Below are 23,341 nucleotides of genomic sequence, written 5' to 3'. Positions count from 1 at the left end.
CATGGGATTTGTATCTGCCAACCAAGTGACGATAGGGTATACCGCCGCCTCGCGCGAGGATGCCCTGCATTATTTGTCCGATCAGGCCGTCGAGCTCGGCTTTGCTGACGACGCATCTGCCGTAGAGGCTGCCTTCATGGCTCGCGAGAACGAGGCCGAGACTGGCCTTGTCGCCGGTTTTGCCGTTCCACATGCCAAAAGCGATGCTATCCACACGCCGGGCGTTGCCGTGCTTAAGCTGGTCGAGCCCGTTGAATGGCCGAGCTTCGATGGTGTGCCCGTCGATGTTGCGCTCGCGCTGTACGTGCCTGCCGGCGAGGCAGGAACCACGCACCTGCGCTTGCTCTCCAAGGCTGCCGTGATGCTGATGGACGCCGGCTTCCGTGACAAGGTGCGCGCGAGCACCGATCCCGTTGAGATTGCGGAGCTCATCAATAGCGGACTCGAAGACTAGAACGGTCATCCCGTTCAATCAATTGATCCTTCTCCAAGGAAAAGGGCCGCGACGCCGTATGGGTGTCACGGCCCTATTTGCGTTTCCCCAGATAAAACCTGCCAAAATAAACCTGTCCCTTTTTGGTAGGTTAATCGGGGACTATTTCACCGCAACTTAGGGCACGGTTAGGAAGTGTGCACCTTAAAGAGTGGAGCCCATGATTAGAGAGGTCGCGCTCATCTCTCTAAATGTCTCTCTAAAGAGAAGGTTGGTTAGAGAGATAGCATTAGGCAATCTAGCAGCGAATTCGATACATCTCTCTTAATGTCTCTCTAAAACAAGGCGCTCATCTCTCTAACTTTAGAGAGATGAGCGCCTTGTTTTAGAGAGACGGAATGCCAAAATTCGTCCGTCAGCTACCATCTGCCAAAAATGGCGGATAAAGGACTCATCGAAGTAATGGGTTCATCGACGAGCCGCAACCGCCGCTATCGGAAGAAGTAGATGCAGCCGAGTCGCCCCTCTTGTGTCTCTCGAAGTGAGATGGGTGCTAGGGGGGCGACTGCCTCGCGATATTTCCCCAGATAAAACCTGCCAAAATAAACCTGTCCCTTATTGGCGGGTCAGTTAACGCAGTGCAGGTTGAGCATATGCGAGCGAGCGGTCTCCGGGTGCGGTAAGGTGACGTGAAACAAGCGGGCGCTGACCTTTTGGTCGCGCCCGTGAAGTTGAACGTCAGATTGCCGTGTCCGGAGCCCGCGCAGCGCCGAGCAGTTACGCCGTTTGTAAAACGGCGTAACCTAAAGGTTCATGTTGCCGTGAATGTAGGGGGTGACCTCGGGGGAGATATGGTCGCAGCCCAGCCCGCGCAGCGCGGACTCGATAGCGGCGGGCAGCGGGGTCTTGCCCTCGGCATCGACGGCGGTGCCGCCGAGCGCGGCAATCTTGGCGACATCTGCGGGTGCGGCCTCGATATGCATGCAGCCGCCGACCAAGCGCGCGCGTACCTGTGCCAGGTCAAGATCGTGCAGGTAGTCCTCGCAGGTGCGGATCAAATCGACCTTCTCGCGCGTAAGCTCCTCGCCCGTGGGGACGCGGGTGGCAAGACATGCTCCCGCCGGCAGGTTCCAAACGGGATAGCCCCATGCGCGCAGCAGCTCGCGCTCTTCGTCCTTGGTAAAGCCGACCTCCATGAGAGGGGAGCGTACGCCGAGCTCTTCTGCCGCACGCATGCCGGGGCGGTAGTCACCGCGATCGCTTGCATTGCTGCCATCGATGACGGTGGGAAAGCCGAGCGACTTGGCGTGGTTGACGATGGCGGTAAAGCCGGCGTGCTTGCAGTGGTAGCAGCGATTAGCATCGTTGCAGGCTACTTGGGGGAGCTGCAGCTGATCCACCGAAAGATTGAGCACGGGGAGCTTAAAATGCGGCCCCTCATTGGCCTGTCCATCAACGGACTGCTCAAACGAAGTCTGTTCGGGCGTGCCGATGAGCGGCGTGGTGAGATGGATGAGGAGGGTATTGGTAGGCATGATGCGGGCGCACACGGCGGCCAAAAAGCTGCTGTCAACGCCGCCGGAAAACCCGATGGCCACGCGCCCGTATGCCAAAAGCAGCTGTTCGAGCGCCGATAGCTTGTCTTGAAGCTCCTCTGCGGGTGCCGTGGTGTCTAAAATCATGAAACGTTCCTTATCGTTGAGTACTCGATCGAAAACTATAATCCTAATGCGTTACTTGCCATAAGACTTCTATCTGTGTAACGAAAGTGCAATATGGTATATACGTTATATACAAGTTGCCAAATGCGGTAGAGTTGCGGCAATGCGACAGCGAGAGTCGATGGGGGACCGATATGATCAAGGCTGTTATTTTTGACATGGATGGAACGCTGGTCGATACCGAGCGTTTGGGGATTAAGGCCTGGAAGGCAGGCGCCGCTGAGCTGGGGCTCGCGATTGATGAAGCGCTGATCCATCAGTTTATCGGCCGCACGCTGCCCGATGTTATGGACATCCTTGATGAGCATTACGGCAGCCATGAAACCACCGAGGCGATCTATCGTCGCCACAAGGAGATTCGCGACGAGATGGTCAAGACCGAACTGGAACTTAAGGCCGGTGCCGCCGAGTGCCTAGACGAGCTGCTGGCTGCGGGCTATCACGTGGGTCTAGCGACGTCGTCGCGCCTCGTTACGGCCGAGCGCAACCTTAAGATGGTCGGTCTTTTTGGCAAGTTTGAAACGGTAACGTGTGGCGAGGACGTCGTGCACGGCAAGCCCGACCCCGAGATGTATCTGCTCGCCTGCGAGCGCGCGGGCTTTGCTCCCGAGGAATGTGCCGTGGTCGAGGATTCGCGCAACGGCTGCGTCTCGGGCATCACGGCCGGATGCCATGTCTTCGCCGTCCCCGATATCGTGCCGCTGCCGCAGGACGTGGTGGATGGCTGCGAGGCCGTGCTCGATACGCTGTTCGACCTGGCGGCGGCAATCAAGACTGTGCGCTAGAAAATTGCGGCGTTGAAACGAGCGATTGCCCACGTTTGTGCTTAAGCAAAAGGGGTCCGGCAATGGTCGGGCCCCTTTTGCTTAAGCGGCGACTTAGCATACTCGCGGGCGTGCTATAGATACGCACCGAGGTTGATGGCCGTGGCGTCGGTCTGGCTGCTTGCCTGGGTGCTGGCGCGTTCCAGTAGGAACGGACGTACCAGTTCTTGGCGGTTGATATCCTCGGCGGCGACTGCGGTGACGGTACGCGCTGCGGAGCCGACACGGATATGCTTGATCTTTGCCGGGGCCTTGTTCTCGATTTGCTCCATCAGCAGTTGGACACCCTTGCGGCCAATCTCGTAGCCCGGGGGCGCTACCGTAGTGAGCGGGACCGATCCGCTCCAAGCGAGCGGGTTGCCATCGCAGCCTGCTACGCGTACTTGCCCGGGGACAGAGATGCCCTTGTCGACCAGTGCCGAAACGACGCCCGAGGCCAACACATCGGTCAGGCCGACGACAAAATCGGGACGTTCGTCCGCGGGGCGCTCGGCGATTTGGGCACCGATGCCGTAGCCGTCGGCAGCGGTATTCCATTCGCCGGCGTCGATGACTTCGATCTTGATATCGGGGTGCAGGGCGAGCGCCTTATGAATGCCAAGGACGCGCAGGGTGAGTTGCATAAATGCTGCTCGGCCGACGACGACAATATGGTGCGCGCCGCGGGCGATGGCAAGTTCGGCAATGATGCGACCCTGGGCCTCGTTGTCGGCCGCTACGTAGTAGCCGGGCTCGGAGCAATGGATGTCCAGGTAGACAATCGGCACGGGCATCTTGGCCATGGCGGGGTGCCAGTCGGGGGATGCCATGGGCTGAACCATGACGCCGGACATCTGGGTGCCCATAAAGTAGCGCAGGTAATGATCCTCGAGAATATCGTCGTTATCGGCGTTGGCGATGAGCAAGTCGTAGCCGTGCTTGCGGGCCTCGTTGTGGGCGCCGCTGGCGATTTGGAGCGAAAAGCCGTGATCGAGACGGGGGAGCACCAGGCCAAAGGACTTGGTGGCGCCGCCCGCGAGCTGACGGGCGCTTTGGTTGGGCAGGTAGCCAAGGCGATTGATGGTCTCGTTGATGAGCTTGAGGGTCTCGGGGCGCAGCTTTTCGGGGTGGTTGAGCGCGTTGGAAACCGTGCCCAACGAAACCCCGGCCTCGCGCGCGACGTCGCTGATTTTTACCTTTGCCATAGCGGCCCCTTTGATGCGTTTCAAGTACAAGCCAGATTGTAGCATCCCAAACCTACCAAAAAGGGACAGGTTTATTTTGGCAGGTTTATCTGGGGAAACGCCGTTGCCAGCGCGACCACCACGAAGGGGGCAGGTACCTTTGTGGTGGTTTGGACCGGCTGGACGTGTGTGCATCGAGTGGTATCTAAGTTGAGATACCACCTCTGGTATATCAGCTTGCGTTTGCGTGAGTACAATACTCGAACGTTATGCGTCTCAGCGCCCCCTGTGCGTGGACGTTTTGCAGTCAAGCGGACGAAGGGATTTATCCTATGTGCGGAATTGTCGGCTACACCGGCTCTGATATTGCAAAGAACATCCTAGTCACGGGCCTCAAGCGTATGGAGTATCGCGGCTATGATTCCTCGGGCGTCGCGCTCGAGGTGGGCGAGGGCGCCGCGGCGCACCTCGACGTCATCCGCCGCGTGGGCAAGGTCGCGGGCCTGGAGAGCGAGCTTTCCAACATCGACAGCGACGCTACCTGCGGTATCGGCCATACCCGTTGGGCCACCCACGGCAAGCCCTCCGTCGTTAACGCTCACCCCCACACCAGCTGCGACGGTCGTATCGCCATCGTCCACAACGGCATCATCGAGAACTTCGCCGAGCTGCGCGAAGAGCTGGAGGGTCGCGGCCACCACTTTAAGAGCGAGACCGATACCGAGGTCTTCGCGCATCTGATCGAAGAGGCTTATGCCGAGACGCACGACCTGATGGCCTCCGTGCGCGAGGCTTGCACCCACGTGGTCGGTGCCTATGGTCTGGCCGCCGTGTGCGCTGACGAGCCCGGCGTGATCGCCGTGGCCCGCAAGGATTCCCCGATCGTAGTCGGTGTGGGCGAAACCGGCTCCTATGTTGCTTCCGATGTCATCGCGCTCATCGACGCCACCCGCGATGTCGTGGTGCTCGAGGACGGTCAGTTTGCCAAGCTCACGCCCGCAGGCGTCGAGTACACCGACGAGGCCGGCAACGTTATCGAGCCCAAGGTCACCCACATCGACTGGGACCTGGACATGGCAGAAAAGGGCGGTTATCCCGACTTTATGCTCAAGGAGATTCACGAGCAGCCGCGCGTTGTGCGCGACACGCTGGTTGGTCGTATGACGCCGGCCGGCGAGCTCGACATCGACGAGCTGGGCCTTTCGCTCGAGGAACTCAACGACATCGACCGCGTCTACGTGATCGCTTGCGGCACCAGCTATCACGCTGGCCTCATTGCCAAGAATCTCATTGAGGGCTGGGCTCGCATCCCCACCGAGGTGGAGGCGGCCAGCGAGTTCCGCTATCGCAACCCCATCATCACGCCGACGACGCTCGTCGTGGCCGTGTCCCAGTCGGGCGAGACGGCCGATACCCTTGCCGCCATTCGCGACGCGCGCATCAAGGGTGCCAAGGTCTTCGGCATCACCAACGTGGTGGGCAGCCCCGTGGCGCGTGAGAGCGACGGCGTCATCTACACCAAGGCCAACAAGGAGATCGCGGTCGCCTCGACCAAGAGCTTCATCGGCCAGGTCGTGAGCCTTACGCTTTTGGCCCTGCTGCTGGCGCAGGTCAAGTACCGCTTGACCACCAAGCAGGCGCGCATGCTGTTCCGCGAGCTTTCCGATACGGCCGAGCAGATCCAGTGGATTTTGGATACCCAAACCGAGGCCGTTCATGAGGCCGCCCTGCTGTGCAAGGACGCGCAGTCGGCGCTGTTCGTGGGCCGTGGCATGGGTGCCGCTATTTCCTACGAGGGCGCGCTTAAGCTCAAAGAGGTCAGCTACCTGCACGCCGAGGCCTACGCCGCCGGCGAGATGAAGCACGGCCCCATTGCCTTGATCGACCCGGGCTTCCCTGTCATCGCCGTGGCCACCAAGAGTGCCACCTACGACAAGACCGTGTCGAACCTCATGGAGTGCAAGGCGCGCGGCGCCAAGGTCATCGTCGTTGCTACCGAGGGCGACGAGGAAATCAACAAGATTGCCGACTGCATCATTCGCGTGCCGGCCGTCCGCGACGTGTTCAGCCCCATCACGGCGAGCGTCCCGCTGCAGCTGCTCGCCCGCGAGGTTGCCATCCTGCGCGGCTGCGACGTCGACCAGCCCCGCAACCTGGCAAAGAGCGTTACCGTGGAGTAGTTGGTTCCGCCATTCTGGCGACCAAGGCCCGGCTCCGTTGCAGCGGAGCCGGGCCTTGTTTCATTTGCCCAGATAAAACCTGCCAAAATGAACCTGTCCCTATTTGGCAGGTTAGCGGAGCTTGCTGGTCTCGAAGTACTCGGGGAACTGGTCCAGAACCTCGGTCTGGTTGCGGAACATCATATGCAGGTGCTTGCTGACCAAAAAGCTCGCTTCGATGGGGTCGCGACCGGCGATAGCGCGGCGAATCTGCTTGTGCTCGTTCACGATGTCCTGATTGTCGAGAACCTGCGTGGCGGCGCGCAGCCAGCGGAAGCGCTCCAGGTCGGCATTGGTCTCTTCGAGCCACGACCACACGGTGCTGCGACATGCGATGCTAAAAATCATGTGATGCATGAGGTTGTCGCTCAAAAAGAAGCCGATGCGATCCTCTTCGGCCATGGCCTTTTCCTGCAGCACGATGGCGCGGTCGAGCTGCTCGATGCCGGCCGACGTGGCGCGCGCACAGCACTCCACAATCACCTGCTTTTCCAGATGCTCGCGGATGTAACAGGCACTCTCGGCAAGGGTGAGGTTGATGGGCGAGACGTAGGTACCGCTCTGGGGCACGGTGCGCACCAGGCCTTCCTGCGCCAAACGAACCAAAGCCTCGCGCACAGGGGTGCGCCCCATATCTAGGTCGTCGCAAAGTTGCTTGACGCCCAGCTTTTCGCCCGGCTTGTAGTCCAGGTAGACGATTTTGCGTCGAATGGTGTGGTAGGACTGGTCCTGTAGGCTCGTTTCCTGCTCGCCGACGTGCATCGATTCTTCCATAGCGCCTCGCAACTGTTCTATCAAACTCATATGTCAGTTGTTAATTATGCCGCGAATCAGCTCTCCGCGGTGGGCAATTCGGCTGTTGCCTGAGAACTATTGCGGCATCTTAGTCTGTGTTTGCGCAAGGCTGTGCTCAATGTTGCCGTATCATAAGCCGTCGCAAACGTGAAATAGAAAGAAGGAATCCCATATGCAACTGGCAAATATCGTTCGCGAGCGCTGGAAAGGCGTCTTGTTCTGCCTGATCATTGCCATTCCCGCGACGTTGCTCGGCAAACAAATTGAGGTGGTCGGCGGTCCGGTATTTGCCATCCTCTTTGGCATGGTCCTGGCGCTCGTCTTTCCCAAGAATCGTCGCGAACAGCTCGCCGCCGGTGTCACCTATACGTCCAAAAAAGTCTTGCAGTACGCGGTTATCCTGCTTGGCTTTGGCATGAACCTCTCCCAGATTCTGTCCAAGGGCGCCCAGTCGCTGCCGATTATCGTGGCGACGATTTCGACTTCGCTTGTCATCGCCTTTGTGCTCTGCCGCGTTATGAACGTGCCGGGCAAGATCGCGACGCTTGTAGGTGTTGGTTCGTCGATTTGCGGCGGTTCGGCCATCGCTGCGACCGCGCCCGTCATCGATGCCGACGACCGCGAGATTGCCCAGGCCATTTCGGTCATCTTCCTGTTTAACGTTATCGCGGCGCTCGTGTTTCCGACGCTCGGCGGCATGCTCGGGCTGACCAACGAGGGCTTTGGCCTGTTTGCCGGCACCGCCATTAACGACACCTCGTCCGTAACGGCTGCGGCGAGCGCCTGGGACAGCATGCATCCCGGCGCCAATGTGCTCGAGAGCGCCACGGTGGTCAAGCTCACCAGAACGCTGGCCATTATTCCCATCACGTTGGTCCTCGCATGCTGGCAGATGCATCTGGCACGCAAGGCCGGCGGCGACGCTAAGAGCACGTTCTCGCTTAAACGCGCGTTTCCCATGTTTGTGCTGTTCTTTGTGCTGGCGAGCGTGATCACCACGGTGTTTCAGCTTCCTGTGTCCATCACGGCGCCCATCAAGGAGCTGTCAAAGTTCTTTATCGTGATGGCCATGGCGGCTATTGGTTTTAATACCGATATCGTCGAGCTGGTCAAAAAGGGCGGCAAGCCCATCGCATTGGGCTTTTGCTGCTGGATTGGCATTGCGTGCATGAGTTTGGGAATGCAACACGTGCTGGGAATCTGGTAGAGAAGTAGCTTATTTGCGTGCTGGCGAGCACATTCTCACGGTGGAGCGATAGGAGCTCTTGCGGGTATGGCTTGTCCGCAGGTTTATAAGTCCCGAAGAGCTCTTATCGCCCCGCCAGGATGGCGATGCGGGGCAACACCTATACTCGCAGGACGGCGCTTTCTGCCCTATAGTGTTTGGTGAGCAATATCGTTCAATTTTGAAACACTCGGTAGTGCGACCGTCGGCGGTTGCACGTCGCTGCGGACAGGGGCAAATCATGGATAGCGATGCCAAGCTGAACATCTTGACCGAGGCCCTAGCTGCTGCCGGGGCCTCGGCATTGACAATCGATGCGCGTGGGGACGTCGCGATCTCGACCATGAATGACGCGGCGCTTGAGCGGGATGTGGCGGCTTTTGTTGCCGAACGCCTCGACCGTATAGGAGGCGGCGCGCGTCTTGTTATGGGGCGTGCGGGTACGCGCCTGAGCCTGACCGTTCGCCCCACCGACAAAGAGGGCGGGGGCCTTTGGGTCGTCGTGGTCCGCGAGGTGCGCGGTGCCGCGGCGCATGCGGGCATCGAGTGGCTCAACGCCGACGAAGTTGAGGCCCGCTACGAATCGAGCGCGTACGGCATCGTTGAGGGTGCCGCTGCGGTAGCTGCACCGGTTGCCGAGAGCTATGCGCGCGGCGTGCCCCTTATGCTCGAGGGCGAGCTGGGAGCGGGTCAGGTCGAGATCGCCAAGCGTCTCTATCTGGACGGTCCTTTTGCCGGTCAGCCCTTTGTTTCCGTTGCGCTCGATGAGCTCACCGAGCGCGGTTGGCGCCATGTGCTCAAAAGCGCCGAATCGCCGTTGTTCCAAACGGGGCTGACCCTTTGCATTGAGGGCTGGAACGCGGTTGGCCCCCAGCGCCTCCGCGAGCTGGTCTCCACGATGACCGACACCGCGTTGGCGACGCGCTGCCATGTGGTGCTGACGGCGAATGACATGCCGGGCGGCGGCGAAAGTGATCAAGCCGCCTTTGTGACCGAGCGCTTCGCCTGTGCGGTGAGCGTGGCGCCGGCAATCGCCGAGCAGGGAGCCGCGTCGACGAAGGTTGCGCGCTATTTGGAATATCTCGCTGATGCATTTGGGACGGCAACGCCCGCGCTGTCTGCCGCGGCGACGAAGAAGCTCGATGCTTACCGCTGGCCGCGCAACTATCTGCAGCTCCGCGAGGTCTCGGAACGACTGTATATATTGGTGGGGGCGGGCACGGTGGACCGCGCTGTGGCGGAGGAAGTGCTCGCCCAAGAGGACGTGATTAAGACCGCAACCTTTGGCGCCCCGACGCTCGAAAGTGACCTGTATATCCTGCGACCGCTGGCCGATACCGAGCGAGATATCGCGCATCTGGTTGTAGATCATCTCCACGGCAACCGAACCCGTGCGGCGGAGGTGCTGGGCATAAGCCGTACAACGCTGTGGCGCTTGCTGAAGGACGATGACCGTTGAGCGAGGCGCCCGTGACCGCGCGCGACGCGTGTGCTACAGTCCAAAGCGTTATTGTTTCGATTCGGTTACGGCGTGCGAGGGCATATGGCTGAGACTTCAAAACCGAGCCGCAGAAGGCGGAGTGCCGCGCCGGTCAACCGACGCACAACATCGGTGACGTGGGGTAAACACGCCTCGGGGTTTGACGGCTCGTTCAAGCGCACTAAATACGGCTATCCTTCGGCAAGCGCCCGCTTGGCCATGCAGGCAGAGTCCTCGCTATGGGGCCGGAAACGCGTGGTGGGCTCAAAGCTCAAGCACGATGGAACGCTCGGTTACATCAGCCGCGGGGCGGCTCGCCGCAGCGGACTCAATCCCGCCGGCTGGCATCGCTACGTGCCGATCGTGGCCGCCGTTGCAGTGATCGTCATCGCGCTCGCTGCGCTCGGATATGCCGGCGGTGGCGCCAACTTGGACGCAATGTTTAAATCGCCCGAGCTCGCGCATGCAGGCACAGAAGTTGTCGAGGGCGCACAGACCCAGACAGGCGTCGCGCCCCAGCGCGGTATCGTTGCGGCGGCCTCCACCATCGCAGATGCTCAAAAGGACGAAGGCGAGCAAGGTAACGACGCCGAAACGACCCAGACGAACGAAACGACGACAACGGCGACGTCAATATAAGTTACGAGTGGGGTAGCTAATTTGGGACGGGGCTTTTTTAGCTGCCCAAGACAGTGGCTCATTCGATGTCAGTCGCCAAAAGCGAGCGAGCCGCATTTGCGCCAAGGTGACGTGAAATGAGAGGCGCTGACCTTCTGGTCGCGCCCCCGAAATTGAACGTCAGATTGGCGTGAATGCGGCCCGCGCAGCGTCAACGAGCCCGCCGTTCGGTAGAACGGCGGAACTAATTACCTTACGTAGATGATGTTGTCGCGGCGCGGCTTTGCTTCGGGTAGCGTGTCCTCGGCGTAGCCAAGAATGCAGTTACCGACACCGCGCAGGCTGCCGTCGGCGGGCAGGCCCCAGCTGACCAGCAGCTCCAGGCCCTCGGGCGAGTCAAAGACCTCATGCGCGCGATGAATCCAGCACGAATCGACGCCCAGTGCATAAGCCGCGTTGAGCAGGTTGCCCATGGCGAGCGAGCCGTCTTCCAGATGTGTGGGCACGCTGCGGTCAACCAGCACCACCACAACGGTCTTGGCGCCATAGAAGGGGTCGCTGTTGCTGCCCATGACCTGGGCGTTGAGCTTCGAGAGACGCTCGATGGTCGCGGGGTCGGTGACGGCGACAAACGTCACCGGCTGGCGGCCCATGCCGCTCGGTGCATATTGGCCGGCTTCGATAATACGTGCAAGCTTTTCGGCCTCGACGGGACGATCGCTGTATTTGCGGCAGCTGCGGCGGTGAATGAGTGCTTCGATAGTCTCCATGGTGTCTCCTCGCGGTGGCGTTGCAGATGCCCCGTTCATACCCGTCGGGCTTAAACGATAGACGGTCAATTGCCCGGACAAAAGGATAGATTCCAATTGGGAAAGTAGGTTTGCATAAAAGTACCTTCAGAATGTGACAAACAAATGGGATGGTTAAACGTTTTATCCCGTCTACCCTGCGGTTTTTTACCACTTGCCTAAATGACGAACGCATAACCTCTGATAAAGGTTTTACTAAAGGAGCACCAACGTTTATCAATGCGCCGTGGTGGCGCCGGGCCAGGAGGTAACATCATGTTCCAGGCTGGAGATGTCGTCGAGACCGATTTCGAAGGATTTCTGAAGCTGCTGCGTTCCAAGACGCGCGCTTTCGTGTCGATCAACGATCACGAGTACTACATCACGCACACCGATGGCTATTGGCGTGTTCAGGATTGCGAGGCCCTCAACGATAAGGGCCACTTTACTGACTGCTCCGAGCTGGTCAACACGGTCTGCGAGGTCGTCGAGCTGCCGTGGATTGCCGGCAAGAGCCTGCATGACAGCTTCTCGGGCGCTACGGTCTATGAGGCTGTTGCCGCTTAACAGGCAATAAAACCCGATTTTCACGTGACCGCTGGCGCCGCCCCCGCGCCGGCGGTCTTTTTCTGCCGATAGACCATAAAAGTGCAAGCATTTGCGGAGAGCCTGTTGACGATAGTCAAAACTCGGACTAATCTAGAGACACAAAATTGGTCAAAAATCGGACAATCGAATGGTGGGATAGATGAACAGTGCGGTTACGCTGGTCGATTTCGACCGGATGCTCAACGGGCTTGACCGTATCTATTCGGAGTTCGCGCGCGCCTGCGGTCTTTCGGACTGCGCCTACTGGATGCTCGTCGACACGAGTGCGGCGGGCGGAAGCGTTGCCGTGAGTCGGCTGACGAGTGAATGGTTCTACAGCAAACAGACCATCAATTCGGCGATCAAGACGCTTAGGGCGCGAGGGCTTGCGACGTTTGAGTTTGCCGAGGGCAGTCGTAAGAACAAGGTTGTGCGACTGACCGAAGAAGGCGTGCAGTTTGCCAAGCGCTACGCGTTGCCGGCGCAAAAAGCCGAGCAACAGGCATTCGAGGCGCTCGAGCCGTGGGAACAGCGCGAGATCATGCGCTTGGTCGGTAAGTTCTCCCATGTTCTTAACGAAGAGTGCGAGGCATTTAAACGGCAAGTGGCCGCCGAGAACGAGGCTGACGATAAGGGCGAGGGGGACACATGCGACTCTTAATGAGGTTTATGAGGCCGTACCGCGGTCTGATTGCGGTGACGCTGTTTGCGGTGCTGATAGATAACGTCGGTACGCTGTTGGTTCCCACGATGCTGGCGAACATGGTCAACACCGGTATTACCACGGGCGACATCGACTATATTTTACGCAACGGCCTGTACATGCTTATCGCGACCGGCATGGCCAGCGGCGGCACGGTGTTGGGCTGCTATCTTTCGGCGCGCCTGGCCGCCAACGTGGCCTGCGATATCCGCAATGCCGTGTACGACAAGTCGCTCGAGCTGTCCGCCAGCGACTTTGAGCGCTTTGGCACGGGTTCGATGATCACGCGCTCACTCAACGACATCAACGTGATTCAGCAAGCTGTCCTTCAGACGATTCAGTTGGTGCTGCCGGTGCCGTTCTTGGCCGTGGCAGGCATCATTTTTGCTTGGTTCATCGATCCCGCCATGGGCACGCTGCTTGGTGTGGTCGTTGCGATCGTGCTGGTGGCGGCGGTCTTTACGGTGGCTAACGCCGCGCCGATCTTTATGCGCCTGCAGAGCTTTATCGACCGCATGAACGTGGTGCTGCGCGAGAACATCGTGGGCGTGCGCGTCATCCGCGCATTTAACAAGGAGCGCCACGAGGAGCAGCGCCTGGACGAGGTGTTTAGCGATTACGCGGCCAACGCCATCAAGGTCAACCACCTGTTTGTGGGTCTCGACAGTTCCAGCTTCTTTTTGATGAATATCGCCGAGGTGGCGGTGCTGTGGGTGGGCGGCAACCGCGCGGGCGTCCACGCCATGCAAATCGGCAGCATCTCGGCCGTGTTGGAATACGCGATCTTGATCCTGTTCTTTGTGATGATGGCGCAGATGGTGATTCTGACGCTTCCGCGCGCTGCGGCGTGCCTCAACCGCGCGCAACAGGTGCTCGAAATCGAGCCGAGCATCGTGGACGGCAAGGCAACGCTGGGCGACGGGGCGCCTGAGTCCGCAGATGGTGCCGATGCGGTGGCCGTGTTCGACCACATGTCGTTTCGCTTTGACGATGCCGACGAGGACACCCTGTGCGACCTGAGCTTTGCCTGCCGTCGCGGTCAGACGACTGCGATCGTTGGCTCGACAGGCTCGGGCAAATCGACGGTGGCAAAGCTTCTGCTGCGCTTCCACGATGCCACCAAGGGCTCCATTCGCCTGAATGGTGTGGACCTGCGCGAGCTTACGCAAGACGAAATCCGCGGGCGCATTGCCTATGTGCCGCAGAAGGCGTGGCTGTTCTCGGGCACGGTGGCGAGCAACCTTCGCTTTGGTAACGAAGGCGCGACCGAGGGCGACATGCTTCACGCGCTTGAGGTTGCCCAGAGCACCTTTGTACTCGACCAACCGCAGGGGCTCGATACCCCGGTGGCGCAGGGCGGTACGAACTTTTCGGGCGGCCAGCGCCAGCGTTTGGCAATCGCCCGTGCGCTCATGAAGCATGCCGATCTATATATCTTCGATGACAGTTTTTCGGCCCTGGACTTTAAGACCGATGCCGCCCTGCGTCATGCGTTGCAAGACGAGACGCGTGACGCTGCGGTGCTCATCATCGCGCAGCGCATCTCGACGATCTTGCACGCCGACCAGATCGTCGTGCTCAAGGATGGCGAGGTTGTGGGCTTGGGCACGCATAGCGAGCTTATGGAAACCTGCGAGGTGTACCGCGCCATCGCGGAATCGCAGATGAAGGGAGGTGAGTAGCATGACCGAGGAGCTCAAGAAACAGGGCGGCGTTGATGACGCCGCTGCCGCGGGACTGGTCGAGGAAACGGCTGCCGTGGCACCCGAGCTGGATGACGCCGCCAAGGCTGCAGCCGAGCGCGAGGCTCGCCGCCAAGCGCTCTACGAGGAAAACGAACGTGCCGAGGACGAGCGCGCCCGCGCCGAGGCAGAGCGTATGCGCGACGTGGACGATGAAGACGAGGACGAGACGCCTCGAGATACCTGGGCGACGGTGCGCCGCCTGTGGAGCGAGGCTGCCGGCGACCATTGGCGCTTCTATATCGTGTTCGCGAGCATTGTGTTCTATGCCATCTTTAACACTGCTGCGCCGGCATATAGCGCCCGCGTGATCGATGAGCTGTGGAGCCACATTCAGGTGGCGTTTGCCAACGACACCACCTTCAACATCACCTGGGAGAACTGCGGCAGGACCATCTTCATCTACTTTATGATCTGGACGGCCGCTGCCTCGTTCTACGCGCTCCAGAGCTTTTTGATGTCGAGCGTTGCCGAACGCCTCAGCCTGTGCCTACGCAACCGCATCGCACAAAAGCTCAACCGTCTGCCGCTTGCCTTTTTTGACGCGCATCGTCCCGGTGAGGTCGTCAGCCGTGCGACCAACGACTTGGACAAGATGTCCGAGAGCATGCAGCGCGGCTTGCTGCAGCTTCTGGTGTCGATCGGTACCGTGGTGGGCGCCGTGAGCGTGATGTTCGTGTTTAGCGTGCCACTTACGCTGGTCTTTTTGTTCTTTACGGCGTTGTCGCTGCTGGTGACCAAGGTGGTCTCGCGCCGCACGCATGACGTAACCGGTGAGCGCCAAGAGTGGGTGTCCAAGATTACGAGTGCGGTCGAGGAAGGCTACTCGGGCCGTCTGGTGATTCGCGCGTTTAACCGCGAGCGCCAAAGTTCTGCCGAGGTGCACCAGGCCTCGGGCGAGCTGGCACGCGTGAGTGCCAAGGCCGACTTTATGATTAACGCCGTCGGCCCTGCGGTGCGCTTTATCGGCCGTTTGGCGCAGATCGTGATCGCGCTGGTGGGCTGCAGCATGCTGGTTGCCGGTCACATGACCGTCGGCGTGTTCCAGGCGTTCTTCCAGTTTATCTACGAGGCGTCCGAACCCATGACGCAGCTGTCGTTTACCTTCAACTCGCTGCAGAGCGCGTTGGCGAGTGCGGAGCGCGTGTTCGACCTGCTCGATGAGCCCGAGATGGAGGCCGATCCGCTGCCGGACGAGGCCGCCAAGCTGCCGGGTCGCGTTGAGGGTCGCGTCTCCTTTGAGCACGTGCGCTTTGGTTATTCGCCCGACAAGCCGCTTATGCACGACGTGTCGTTTACCGCCGAGCCGGGCCAGAAGATTGCCGTGGTGGGAACCACGGGCGCGGGCAAGACGACGCTCATCAACCTGCTCATGCGCTTCTACGAGATTGACGGCGGGCGTATTACGCTCGACGGCGTGGATACGAGCTGCATGGACCGCGGCGAGCTACGGCAGCAGTTTGGCATGGTGCTGCAGGACGCCTGGCTGTTCGATGGCACGATTGCCGAAAACATCGCCTACGGCTGCCCCGAGGCAACGCGCGACGAAATTGTGGCCGCGGCTCGTGCCGCGCAGGTCGACTTCTTTGTGCGCACCATGCCGCAGGGCTACGACACGCGCGTGGCCAACGATGCCGAAAGCATCAGCCAGGGCCAGCGTCAGCTGCTGACCATCGCACGCGTGCTGCTCAACAACCCGGCGATTCTCATCCTGGACGAGGCGACCTCAAGCGTGGACACGCGTACCGAGCTTGCCATCGGCCGTGCCATGGATGCGCTTATGCGCGGGCGCACGAGCTTTGTGATCGCACACCGCCTGTCGACGATTGTGGATGCCGACCTGATCTTGGTCATGGATCACGGCAACATTATCGAGCAGGGCACGCATAAGGAGCTGCTCGCAGCCGAGGGCGCTTATGCCGACCTCTATCTGAGTCAGTTCGCATAATGTGACAAAGGGACAGTCCCTTTGTCACATCAAAAGGAATGGCGCGCCGGGGATTGATTCCCTGGCGCGCCTTTTGCGTCGGTGCCGATGTCGTTTTGTGCCGCTTGCGTTCCTAACGTTCGTCCATGAGCTTGGCGACGAGGGTTTTGAGCTCGGCCACCTCTCGCTCGAGTTCTTTGACGCGGCGGGCATTCTCGGTGATGCCCTGGCGGTTGAGGGCACTCTGCTCGGCGGCGTCATCGGGCATGTACTCGCGATGCTGCTTGGCATCGAAGCTCTCCTCGAACACGCGGCAGCCGTTGCGTTTGATGATGCGTCCCGGCACGCCCACGACGGTGCAGTTGTCGGGCACGTCCTTGACGACAACCGAGTTGCCGCCGATTTTGACGTTGTTGCCGATGCGGATGTTGCCGAGCACCTTGGCACCCGTGCCCACGGTGACGTTGTTGCCCAGGGTGGGGTGGCGTTTGCCGGTCTCGTTGCCGGTACCGCCGAGCGTGACGCCCTGATAGAGCACGCAGTTGTCGCCCACAATGGTGGTCTCGCCGATGACGACGCCCATGGCGTGGTCGATAAAGAAGTGCTTGCCGATCTGTGCGGCGGGATGAATCTCGACGCCGGTGATATGACGGGTGATTTGCGAGAGCACGCGGGCGAGCGAGCGATGTCCATGCTCCCACAGCCAGTGCTCGGGCACGTGGTTCCACTTGGCGTGCAGGCCAGGATAGGAAAGGAAGATGACCAGACCGTTTTGCGCGGCGGGGTCCTGCGCCTGGACGGTCTTGATGTCCTCGCGAATGGTATTGATAAAGCTCACCGGCCGCCCTCCCTTAGCGCCATGGCAATGCGATTCAATAAAGTATAGCGATTTGCTAGGGATTAAAAAGGACAATCTTGGCGGCTTTGCGCTACAAGTGTCAGTTATGCAAACTTGCTGGTAATGGAGTCATGCTTTTGTGGGGTTGCGCACGAGGGGGCACCGCAACCGTATACTGGTCAACTTGGACGTATCCGCGCCCACAACTGAGAGGTTTTACTTCATGGGTTTCATCAATTTTATTGCCGAGCTGCTTAAGGACCCGCGCACCGCGATCGCCAGCTGGATCGCCGCCGGCCCGCTTATGGCCTACGGCTGCGTATTCCTGATCATCTTTATCGAGACGGGCGTGGTGTTCTTCCCGTTCCTTCCCGGTGATTCGCTGCTGTTCGCCTCGGGTTTCTTTGCCCACAACGGCGGCTTTAACATCGTGGCGCTTCTGGCCACCGCATGGGCCGCTGCCATTTTGGGCGATCAGTGCAACTTTATGATCGGTCACTTCTTTGGCCGCAAGATCATCGCTTCGGGCAAGGTCAAGGCCATGACGCCCGAGCGCATCAAAAAGTCCGAGGACTTCTTGGACAAGTGGGGTCACCTGGCCATCTTCCTGGGTCGCTTCTTCCCGTTTATCCGCACCTTTGTGCCCTTTATCGCTGGCATGGGCGGCATGCACTGGCGCAACTTTGTCGTCTTTAACGTGCTGGGCGGCATTACCTGGTCGACGGTCTTTACGCTGCTGGGCTACTTCTTTGGCGGCATTCCCTTTGTGCAGGAGCACTTTGAGCTGCTGATTATCGGCATCGTTTCCGTGTCGATCATCCCGACCGTGGTCGGTCTGGTTAGGGCCAAGCTGGGTAAATAGAACGCCTAGCTCGAGCCAGCGCGCAGACCGTACAGTTGAGGCCCGTCACCGCTTACGGTGGCGGGCCTTTTTGCTTCGGTCAAATGAAAATACTTTACTTAGTTAAAGAAAAGCGTTTTATCAGACGCGTGCGGGGAGTACAATCTCGTGCATGCGAATCGACGTGCCATCGGCTTTGATGCTGCTCGCGTGTCCCGTCCGGCTCTACGCTCCGGGCGTGCGACGTTGCGACGCGGTCGGCCTCGGTCCTTGCGTGCGGGTTCGCGAGTATGCAACTGTGTATGTAAGGAGCGACATATGACTGTCGAGAAGAAGGATATCGATTGGGGTAGCCTCGGCTTTGGCTACATGAAGACCGATTACAGCTACGAGGCTCATTGGAAGGATGGCGAGTGGGACGAGGGCGGCCTGACCACCGACCACACCCTGCATGTCTCCGAGTGCGGCGGCATCTTCCATTACTGCCAGGAGGTCTTTGAGGGCCTGAAGGCCTACACCGCCGAGGACGGCAGCATCGTCTGCTTCCGTCCCGACATGAACGCCGAGCGCATGTACAACTCTGCGCAGCGCCTCGAGATGCCCCCGTTCCCCAAGGACAAGTTCGTTGAGGCCGTCAAGCAGGTCGTTTCTGCCAACGCCGCCTGGGTTCCGCCCTTCGGTTCCGGCGCGACCCTGTACGTGCGTCCGTTTATGATCGGCTCCGGTGACGTGATCGGCGTGGCTCCCGCTCCTGAGTACACGTTCCGCATTCTCGTGACCCCGGTCGGTCCGTACTTTAAGGGCGGCCTCAAGCCCGTCAAGCTGCGCGTTTCCGAGTATGACCGTGCCGCACCGCACGGCACCGGCAACATCAAGGCCGGCCTGAACTACGCCATGTCCCTCAAGCCCACGATGGAGGCTCACCGCGAGGGCTATGCCGAGAACCTGTATCTCGACTCCGAGTCCCGCACCTATGTCGAGGAGACCGGTGGCGCCAACGTGCTGTTCGTGAAGGAGGACGGCACCCTCGTCGTTCCGCAGTCGCACACCGACTCCATCCTGCCTTCCATCACCCGCCGTTCGCTCGTTCAGGTCGCTCAGGACCTGGGTATGACCGTCGATCAGCGTCCCGTCGAGTGGGCCGAGGTCAAGGCCGGCACCTTTGTGGAGTGCGGCCTGTGCGGTACCGCTGCCGTCATCTCCCCGGTGGGCGAGATCGACAACAAGGTTTACGGTGCCGACGAGACTGTGACCTTCCCGGCTGGCTACACCGAGATTGGCCCTGTGATGAAGAAGCTCCGCGAGACCCTGACTGGTATCCAGTCTGGTGCTGTCGAGGACAAGCACAACTGGGTTTACACCGTCGCGTAAGCTGTCTTAGCTGTCCGGCCCGAGGGCGACCTTCCTTTCCGGCGCGTCCTCGGACATGAAAGAACCTCCGCTGCGCACTTTGTGCGGCGGAGGTTCTTTCGTCCTGCGGAGTGCGCCGGAAAGGAAGGTCGCCCTTTTGTTTTGCTTCGCGCCATGTGGGGGCGGTGGCGACGTGCATTTTTGCGAGTATTCTGCAATCGAAGGCCCCTGCATACCGGCTTCGGGCAAAAAAATCGGGAGTTCTCGATGTTTTCTACGAATGATGGGTGGGGTTACGGGCTGACAGCGTTTGATTTGCAGGGATATTCGCGGTCTTTGGCATTTGTCGTGGCGCCCGAAGCCCTTGGTTATGTTGAATACTCCTAAAAATGCACGACGCTTAGAGGGGGACCTTCGCGAAAAAGGAAACCGCCCCGTCGAAGTATGCATTCGACGGGGCGGTTTATGCATTTGGCCGATTAAGGATGCGCTGTCAAACTACTAGAACTTGACGGTCGGGGCCTGGCGGGCTGCTTCAGCGGCCTCGAAGCCCTGGCGCTCCTTAAACTGGAAGATGCCAGCAAAGATGACAGCCGGGAACGTCTGAATGGCGTTGTTGTAGCTGAGCACGCAGTCGTTGTAGCTCTGGCGTGCATAGCTAATCTTGTTCTCGGTGTCCTCGAGCGATGCCTGCAGCTGCGTAAAGTTGGTGTTTGCCTTAAGATCGGGATAGGCCTCGGCCACAGCGAAGAGCTGGCGCAGTGCGCCGGTCAGCACGTTGTCGGCTTCCATCTTGGCCTCGGGCGTGGTGGCCTTGACGGCGGTGTTACGCGCGCTGATCACGGCGGAGAGCGTCTCCTGCTCGTGCTTGGCGTAGCCCTTGACGGTCTCGACCAGGTTGGGGATCAGGTCGTTACGGCGCTGCAGCTGCGTATCGATGTTCTGCCAGGCGTTATCGATGCGGTTACGCTTGGTGACCATGTTGTTGTAGATGCCGGCGATGGCGCAGACAATCACAATGACAACAACGATGCCGATGATGACGGTAATCATGATGTCTCCGTTTCGAATGGCCGCGGCGGCATGCGCCAGCTGCCGTTGGTATAACGCTACTAGTATACCCGCAACGTTTTGCCGTGCCGAACTTTCCGGTAAGCGTTGTGTTTTCGGCGGGGCCGGCACCGGGGCAAAGCGCGCGAGGTACAGGTGTAAGATATGCGACAGATTGACGAGTGTTGTCTTTGCCCTGAGGATGGCGATACCAGTGGACCTTCGCATTAAGAAAACCTACCGCTCCCTGTTCGATGCCTTCACCGAGCTTCTCGAGGAGCATCGGTTTGAGGACCTGACGGTCGCCATGCTGTGCGACCGGGCCATGATTCGCCGCACGACGTTCTACAAGCACTTTCGCGACAAGAACGATTACTTTGCCTTTTATATCGATGAGCTCATGTCGGGCTTGCCGCAAAAACAGCCCGATGAGGCCGGCGCGGTGTCTGCCGAGGACGTGCGCGCGCTTCGGCACGCGATTTTGGACGATGCCATGGATTTGATTCTGACGCACGAGCGGCTCATGGACAACATTTTGGCAAGCAGCATGTCGGGCATGTTGACCAACGTTATTTGCGACCGCATTGCCCGCTCCATCCGCGAGCGTGTGATGAACGTGCTTGCCGAGGATGCCCTGGCCCCCGTGTCACTCGAGACGACGTCTGAGTTTGTCGCCGGCGGTATTATTCGACTTTTCACGATATGGTGGGAATCGGGCCACGATCTTGAGCGTCGACCTGAGATAGCCGACGTGGTCGATGCGCTGTTTGAGCGGACCATGACACCGGTGAATCACTAAAGTGGCGGAGAGAGGGGGATTCGAACCCCCGGAACGCTCTCGCGCTCAACGGTTTTCAAGACCGCCGCATTCAACCGCTCTGCCATCTCTCCGTGAGTCGTAATGATAGCATCGTTTTGAATTTGCAACAGGGAAGGCGAACGATGACGATCACCGAAATCGACGAGAAGTTCATGCGCGAGGCGTTGGCGGAGGCGCGCGCCGCCGCGACGGTGGGCGAGGTGCCCATCGGAGCCGTAGTGGTGCGCGACGGCGAGATCGTCGCGAGGGCGCACAATCGGCGCGAGCTCGACCAGGATCCTTCGGCTCATGCAGAGTTCGCGGCCCTGTGCGCTGCCGCTCGGTCGCTCGGTCGCTGGCGCCTTCCCGATTGCACGGTCTACGTGACGCTCGAGCCATGCTGCATGTGTGCGGGGCTTATGGTTAACGCGCGCGCGGGGCGCTGCGTGTATGGCGCGGCTGATGCCAAGGCGGGCGCGCTGGGTTCGCTGTATGACCTGAATGCCGATTCGCGCCTGAATCATCGGTTTAACGTGACGGCTGGGGTCCTGGCGGATGAATGCCGCGAGCTGCTAAGTAGCTATTTTGGCGGTCTGCGCGGAGCGGGCGGCGCTGATTGCGGTTGTGGGGCCGATCTTGAAGCACACGCCGCTCACGCCGCAGCGCTTGCAGGTGCCGGTGAGGATGCTGGCACGGCGGTTGACTTTGGTCCTGCATGCCGTCGGCCCCGCCGTGTGCTGCTGGCGATCGACTCCTTTAAGGGCAGCGTTTCGAGCGCGCAGGCGGAGGAGGCCGTTGCCGAAGGTGTGCGCCGCGTGTGGCCCGATGCCCAGGTAAGCGCGCTGCCGCTGGCGGATGGCGGCGAGGGAACGCTCGATGCCGTTGCCGCGTGCGGCGGTGAGGTCGTGGCATGTGAAGTCGCAGGCCCTCTGGGCGACTGTGTGTCTGCCCGGATGCTGGTGGACGGCGAGTACGAGTCGGCTGTAATCGAGATGGCCGAGGCGGCGGGTATTGGGTATTCGCCTTGCACAGAGCCGGCGGCGTTGGCCGCTACGACCTATGGCGTGGGCGAGCTCATGCTTCGAGCGGTTCGTGCTGGGGCAAAGACTATCTATATTGGTCTGGGCGGCAGTGCCACCAACGACGGTGGCGCCGGCATGCTGCAGGCGCTGGGCGCGCGTGTGGTCGATGATCAGGGCTGCGATGTCGCCCCTGGTCTCGCGGGGCTTGAGCAGGTGGCGAGTATCGATTTGGCACCGGCGCTTCGGGCGCTGAATAGCGCGCGTATCGTCGTGCTCTCTGATGTCGAGAACCCGCTCGTGGGGCGTCGTGGGGCACTTGCAGTGTTTGGCGGGCAAAAGGGCCTGCCGACAGACGATGTCGAAGCGCTGGGCAGGTACGACAGTTGGATGGTCGGCTACGGCCGCCTGCTCGATGCGGCGATTACCGGGGTGCGGGCTCAGGGGTTGTTGCGCGTGCCCGAGGGCGTGCGGACATTTGGCTCGGTGCTCGGCGTGCCTGGCGCGGGCGCGGCAGGTGGCTTGGGCGCCGCGCTGCTGGCGCTCGGTGCTGAGTTGCGTTCGGGCGTGGAGACGGTGCTCGATCTGATTGGGTTTGACGAGCGCGTGCGCGATGTCGACCTGGTCATTACAGGCGAGGGCAATATGGATGAGCAATCCGCCGCCGGTAAGGCACCGGTGGGTGTGGCTCGCCGTGCCAAGCGGTGTGGCAAGCCGGTGATCGCTGTCGTGGGCGGTCGCGCCGTCAACCTGGATGCGGTGTATGAGCAGGGTATTGACTTGGTTTTGCCGATTTGCCGCAAACCCATGGGCCTGGAACAGGCGATCGATCCGCAAGAAGCCACAACCAACCTCATCTGCGCCGGTGAAGCAGCCGCCCAAGCCTACGACCTCGCCCGCCTCTAAAACCCAACTCCCTATAAGTTGCGGTGGAATAGTTCCTGTTTGGCGGCTCAGGCGGCAAAAACAGGAACTATTCCACCGCAACTTCGAGAATGGCTATCCGAGGCTGGTCGCCTTGGGCCTTGGGTCGGACCGTCCGCCATGAAATGCGGCCATCTACTACGTTTAGCCGAGCGCCCTTGACCATCCCGGATTTTGTGAAATTAAAACCGCAGGTAGAAAGCTTGCCGATTTTCGAAAAAGCCGGCTATGGTTGACCCCTGCGGCCTAAACGTAGTAGATAGGCCCCTTTTGTGGCACGGCAGCAGACCAGTC

20 protein-coding genes and 1 tRNA gene are annotated in these 23,341 nt (G+C 60.1%); 14 read left to right on the top strand and 7 right to left on the bottom strand.

Features of this window, described 5'->3' with window-relative positions; genetic code table 11:
• Window position 1: 1 nt before the first annotated feature.
• The gene (locus ABG996_RS04655) at window positions 2-454 is read left to right on the top strand and encodes a PTS sugar transporter subunit IIA (RefSeq protein WP_347478641.1); all 453 of its coding nucleotides are present in this window, start codon (window positions 2-4) and stop codon (window positions 452-454) included.
• Window positions 455-1,236: 782 nt separating this feature from the next.
• Here the strand turns inward: ABG996_RS04655 and larE are convergent.
• Window positions 1,237-2,115, bottom strand: coding sequence for an ATP-dependent sacrificial sulfur transferase LarE (gene larE / locus ABG996_RS04650; RefSeq protein ID WP_195544778.1), 879 nt, complete (start codon window positions 2,113-2,115; stop codon window positions 1,237-1,239).
• A gap of 173 nt (window positions 2,116-2,288) precedes the next feature.
• On the opposite strand from larE, the gene ABG996_RS04645 reads away from it, so the two are divergent.
• Window positions 2,289-2,939 (top strand): HAD family hydrolase, encoded by a 651-nt coding sequence (locus ABG996_RS04645; protein ID WP_271737186.1) that lies wholly within the window; start codon window positions 2,289-2,291, stop codon window positions 2,937-2,939.
• Window positions 2,940-3,052: 113 nt separating this feature from the next.
• On the opposite strand, the gene ABG996_RS04640 is transcribed toward ABG996_RS04645, so the two are convergent.
• Window positions 3,053-4,162 carry a LacI family DNA-binding transcriptional regulator gene (locus tag ABG996_RS04640; protein ID WP_347478643.1) on the bottom strand — a complete coding sequence of 370 codons (1,110 nt, stop codon included), beginning with the start codon at window positions 4,160-4,162 and terminating at the stop codon, window positions 3,053-3,055.
• 311 nt (window positions 4,163-4,473) lie between these two features.
• Here ABG996_RS04640 and glmS point away from each other — a divergent pair, with 311 nt between their 5' ends.
• Window positions 4,474-6,321 (top strand): glutamine--fructose-6-phosphate transaminase (isomerizing), encoded by a 1,848-nt coding sequence (glmS, locus tag ABG996_RS04635; protein WP_117582939.1) that lies wholly within the window; start codon window positions 4,474-4,476, stop codon window positions 6,319-6,321.
• A gap of 111 nt (window positions 6,322-6,432) precedes the next feature.
• Here the strand turns inward: glmS and ABG996_RS04630 are convergent, their stop codons facing one another.
• The gene (locus ABG996_RS04630) at window positions 6,433-7,134 is read right to left on the bottom strand and encodes a GntR family transcriptional regulator (protein ID WP_050766156.1); all 702 of its coding nucleotides are present in this window, start codon (window positions 7,132-7,134) and stop codon (window positions 6,433-6,435) included.
• 193 nt (window positions 7,135-7,327) lie between these two features.
• On the opposite strand from ABG996_RS04630, the gene ABG996_RS04625 reads away from it, so the two are divergent.
• The 3 genes from ABG996_RS04625 (at window position 7,328) to ABG996_RS04615 (ending at window position 10,499) form a co-directional block, all read left to right on the top strand.
• On the top strand, window positions 7,328-8,362 hold the full coding sequence (locus tag ABG996_RS04625; protein ID WP_161115400.1) for a YeiH family protein: 1,035 nt from the start codon (window positions 7,328-7,330) through the stop codon (window positions 8,360-8,362).
• Between the two features lie 259 nt (window positions 8,363-8,621).
• A complete protein-coding gene (locus ABG996_RS04620; RefSeq protein ID WP_347478644.1) occupies window positions 8,622-9,839 on the top strand; it encodes a helix-turn-helix domain-containing protein in 1,218 nt (405 codons plus the stop codon).
• A gap of 84 nt (window positions 9,840-9,923) precedes the next feature.
• Complete coding sequence (locus ABG996_RS04615; RefSeq protein WP_347478645.1) at window positions 9,924-10,499, top strand: hypothetical protein; 576 nt, start codon at window positions 9,924-9,926, stop codon at window positions 10,497-10,499.
• Between the two features lie 227 nt (window positions 10,500-10,726).
• Here the strand turns inward: ABG996_RS04615 and ABG996_RS04610 are convergent, their stop codons facing one another.
• Entirely contained in the window at window positions 10,727-11,248 is a 522-nt protein-coding gene (locus tag ABG996_RS04610) for a nitroreductase family protein (protein WP_347478647.1), read from the bottom strand.
• A 294-nt stretch (window positions 11,249-11,542) separates the two neighbouring features.
• Between ABG996_RS04610 and ABG996_RS04605 the strand changes: the two genes are divergently transcribed.
• The 4 genes from ABG996_RS04605 to ABG996_RS04590 all read left to right on the top strand — a co-directional run bounded on the left by ABG996_RS04605 (window position 11,543) and on the right by ABG996_RS04590 (window position 16,247).
• Complete coding sequence (locus tag ABG996_RS04605) at window positions 11,543-11,833, top strand: hypothetical protein (protein WP_006235631.1); 291 nt, start codon at window positions 11,543-11,545, stop codon at window positions 11,831-11,833.
• Window positions 11,834-12,014: 181 nt separating this feature from the next.
• The gene (locus ABG996_RS04600; RefSeq protein ID WP_347478649.1) at window positions 12,015-12,515 is read left to right on the top strand and encodes a MarR family winged helix-turn-helix transcriptional regulator; all 501 of its coding nucleotides are present in this window, start codon (window positions 12,015-12,017) and stop codon (window positions 12,513-12,515) included.
• Window positions 12,515-14,239, top strand: a complete 1,725-nt coding sequence (locus ABG996_RS04595; RefSeq protein ID WP_430733167.1) for an ABC transporter ATP-binding protein — start codon at window positions 12,515-12,517, stop codon at window positions 14,237-14,239. Before ABG996_RS04600 ends, ABG996_RS04595 begins: the two co-directional genes overlap by 1 nt.
• Before the next feature lies 1 nt (window position 14,240).
• Entirely contained in the window at window positions 14,241-16,247 is a 2,007-nt protein-coding gene (locus ABG996_RS04590; protein ID WP_347478651.1) for an ABC transporter ATP-binding protein, read from the top strand.
• Between the two features lie 112 nt (window positions 16,248-16,359).
• Here ABG996_RS04590 and cysE read toward each other — a convergent pair whose 3' ends face one another.
• Entirely contained in the window at window positions 16,360-17,064 is a 705-nt protein-coding gene (gene cysE / locus ABG996_RS04585) for a serine O-acetyltransferase (protein WP_346965035.1), read from the bottom strand.
• 223 nt (window positions 17,065-17,287) lie between these two features.
• On the opposite strand from cysE, the gene ABG996_RS04580 reads away from it, so the two are divergent.
• Window positions 17,288-17,926, top strand: a complete 639-nt coding sequence (locus tag ABG996_RS04580) for a DedA family protein (protein ID WP_347478653.1) — start codon at window positions 17,288-17,290, stop codon at window positions 17,924-17,926.
• Window positions 17,927-18,223: 297 nt separating this feature from the next.
• A complete protein-coding gene (locus tag ABG996_RS04575) occupies window positions 18,224-19,276 on the top strand; it encodes a branched-chain amino acid aminotransferase (protein ID WP_035138743.1) in 1,053 nt (350 codons plus the stop codon).
• A gap of 480 nt (window positions 19,277-19,756) precedes the next feature.
• Here the strand turns inward: ABG996_RS04575 and ABG996_RS04570 are convergent, their stop codons facing one another.
• The gene (locus ABG996_RS04570; protein WP_082421874.1) at window positions 19,757-20,308 is read right to left on the bottom strand and encodes a LemA family protein; all 552 of its coding nucleotides are present in this window, start codon (window positions 20,306-20,308) and stop codon (window positions 19,757-19,759) included.
• A 211-nt stretch (window positions 20,309-20,519) separates the two neighbouring features.
• On the opposite strand from ABG996_RS04570, the gene ABG996_RS04565 reads away from it, so the two are divergent.
• The gene (locus tag ABG996_RS04565; RefSeq protein WP_347478656.1) at window positions 20,520-21,104 is read left to right on the top strand and encodes a TetR/AcrR family transcriptional regulator; all 585 of its coding nucleotides are present in this window, start codon (window positions 20,520-20,522) and stop codon (window positions 21,102-21,104) included.
• A 2-nt stretch (window positions 21,105-21,106) separates the two neighbouring features.
• Here ABG996_RS04565 and ABG996_RS04560 read toward each other — a convergent pair.
• Window positions 21,107-21,196: transfer RNA gene (locus ABG996_RS04560), tRNA-Ser, on the bottom strand.
• Between the two features lie 51 nt (window positions 21,197-21,247).
• Between ABG996_RS04560 and tadA the strand changes: the two genes are divergently transcribed.
• On the top strand, window positions 21,248-23,029 hold the full coding sequence (tadA, locus tag ABG996_RS04555) for a tRNA adenosine(34) deaminase TadA (protein WP_347478657.1): 1,782 nt from the start codon (window positions 21,248-21,250) through the stop codon (window positions 23,027-23,029).
• The last annotated feature ends 312 nt before the right edge of the window (window positions 23,030-23,341 follow it).

Source organism: Collinsella aerofaciens, assembly GCF_039836695.1.
Taxonomy (GTDB): domain Bacteria; phylum Actinomycetota; class Coriobacteriia; order Coriobacteriales; family Coriobacteriaceae; genus Collinsella; species Collinsella aerofaciens_BD.
The sequence above is the reverse complement of the archived record's forward strand: the minus strand, read 5'-3'. Positions and strand labels throughout refer to the sequence as shown.

What these genes read in the sequence shown, in the direction of transcription:
- ABG996_RS04610 (WP_347478647.1), bottom strand. Translation starts at nt 11,248, where the DNA reads ATGGAGACTATCGAAGCACTCATTCACCGCCGCAGCTGCCGCAAATAC.
- ABG996_RS04655 (WP_347478641.1), top strand. Translation starts at nt 2, where the DNA reads ATGGGATTTGTATCTGCCAACCAAGTGACGATAGGGTATACCGCCGCC.
- ABG996_RS04605 (WP_006235631.1), top strand. Translation starts at nt 11,543, where the DNA reads ATGTTCCAGGCTGGAGATGTCGTCGAGACCGATTTCGAAGGATTTCTG.
- ABG996_RS04580 (WP_347478653.1), top strand. Translation starts at nt 17,288, where the DNA reads ATGGGTTTCATCAATTTTATTGCCGAGCTGCTTAAGGACCCGCGCACC.
- ABG996_RS04595 (WP_430733167.1), top strand. Translation starts at nt 12,515, where the DNA reads ATGAGGTTTATGAGGCCGTACCGCGGTCTGATTGCGGTGACGCTGTTT.
- ABG996_RS04575 (WP_035138743.1), top strand. Translation starts at nt 18,224, where the DNA reads ATGACTGTCGAGAAGAAGGATATCGATTGGGGTAGCCTCGGCTTTGGC.
- ABG996_RS04625 (WP_161115400.1), top strand. Translation starts at nt 7,328, where the DNA reads ATGCAACTGGCAAATATCGTTCGCGAGCGCTGGAAAGGCGTCTTGTTC.
- ABG996_RS04615 (WP_347478645.1), top strand. Translation starts at nt 9,924, where the DNA reads ATGGCTGAGACTTCAAAACCGAGCCGCAGAAGGCGGAGTGCCGCGCCG.
- ABG996_RS04600 (WP_347478649.1), top strand. Translation starts at nt 12,015, where the DNA reads ATGAACAGTGCGGTTACGCTGGTCGATTTCGACCGGATGCTCAACGGG.
- tadA (WP_347478657.1), top strand. Translation starts at nt 21,248, where the DNA reads ATGACGATCACCGAAATCGACGAGAAGTTCATGCGCGAGGCGTTGGCG.
- larE (WP_195544778.1), bottom strand. Translation starts at nt 2,115, where the DNA reads ATGATTTTAGACACCACGGCACCCGCAGAGGAGCTTCAAGACAAGCTA.
- ABG996_RS04590 (WP_347478651.1), top strand. Translation starts at nt 14,241, where the DNA reads ATGACCGAGGAGCTCAAGAAACAGGGCGGCGTTGATGACGCCGCTGCC.
- ABG996_RS04570 (WP_082421874.1), bottom strand. Translation starts at nt 20,308, where the DNA reads ATGATTACCGTCATCATCGGCATCGTTGTTGTCATTGTGATTGTCTGC.
- ABG996_RS04620 (WP_347478644.1), top strand. Translation starts at nt 8,622, where the DNA reads ATGGATAGCGATGCCAAGCTGAACATCTTGACCGAGGCCCTAGCTGCT.
- ABG996_RS04640 (WP_347478643.1), bottom strand. Translation starts at nt 4,162, where the DNA reads ATGGCAAAGGTAAAAATCAGCGACGTCGCGCGCGAGGCCGGGGTTTCG.
- ABG996_RS04630 (WP_050766156.1), bottom strand. Translation starts at nt 7,134, where the DNA reads ATGGAAGAATCGATGCACGTCGGCGAGCAGGAAACGAGCCTACAGGAC.
- glmS (WP_117582939.1), top strand. Translation starts at nt 4,474, where the DNA reads ATGTGCGGAATTGTCGGCTACACCGGCTCTGATATTGCAAAGAACATC.
- ABG996_RS04645 (WP_271737186.1), top strand. Translation starts at nt 2,289, where the DNA reads ATGATCAAGGCTGTTATTTTTGACATGGATGGAACGCTGGTCGATACC.